The sequence below is a fragment of the Klebsiella sp. MS 92-3 genome (assembly GCF_000195655.1).
In the GTDB taxonomy this organism is placed as follows: Bacteria; Pseudomonadota; Gammaproteobacteria; order Enterobacterales; family Enterobacteriaceae; genus Klebsiella; species Klebsiella pneumoniae.
Map to the genome: position 1 here is coordinate 89,613 of NZ_GL882860.1, position 806 is coordinate 90,418.

The 806-nt window shown below is 50.9% G+C and carries 2 protein-coding genes; one reads left to right on the plus strand and one right to left on the minus strand.

Annotated elements, in window-relative coordinates; translation table 11 throughout:
* Positions 1-232 (minus strand): outer membrane protein transport protein (locus tag HMPREF9538_RS30610; protein ID WP_171805149.1); only part of this gene is annotated, 232 nt, incomplete at its 3' end.
* Positions 233-605: 373 nt separating this feature from the next.
* On the opposite strand from HMPREF9538_RS30610, the gene HMPREF9538_RS0128445 reads away from it, so the two are divergent.
* Positions 606-806: YfcZ/YiiS family protein (locus HMPREF9538_RS0128445; protein WP_032457256.1), on the plus strand; the 201-nt coding region annotated here is incomplete at its 3' end.

Here is an 806-nt window from a genome sequence, read left to right on the forward strand (position 1 = left end):
CAAAAACCGCGGCCCCCGCCGACATGGTCGGGCGGTCGAACATCATAATTAATGCCGGGTTACGACTGGCATTACCAGCATCGTCAGCGATCGCCCCTTCACCGGAATAGGCACGACCCAGCCCCGATGCAGAGAATTCGTTGAGCTGGAAGCCTGCTGACCAGGCCTGGGTGGAAACAAGTGCGACAGCCACTGCAAGGGCAGATTGGGTAAAGCGGGTTTTCTGGCTCATGCCCATAACCTCATTGAGTTATTTTTTTTTAAACTATGTTACATGCCGTAACAGAAGCGCGGGAGTGTAGGGTCTGCGGTACAACCAAGAAATCAGACCAGTGCGCTGAGTATAGGTCTGACCAGATGATTTGTTGCAAGTATGTTTATGAAGTTTTTCAATTGTGATAACAGAAACGCGATCCAGCTGGCAAAAATCTCGGAGAGAGCAAGGGGGACAGAAGGGGATTTTTGTTTTAGATCATTTTTAAGTGTGATTTCTGTCACTTAACGCCGGCAGAGCGATTCTCGGCTGGAGGCTTACCGGGGACAGGGCGTAAAATAGACACATAATTTTTCTGGCACCGAAGGTGCATCTCCAGAGGAAATCTACGATGAGTAAATGTAGCGCTGATGAAACCCCGGTTTGCTGCTGTATGGATGTTGGCACGATTGTTGACAACACCGACTGCACCGCCTCCTACAGCCGCGTATTCGCCAACCGCGCTGAAGCCGAGCAAACGCTCGCCGCGTTAAGCGAAAAAGCCCGCAATGTCGAATCTGAGCCGTGCCAAATTAACCCAACCTTCACTGAC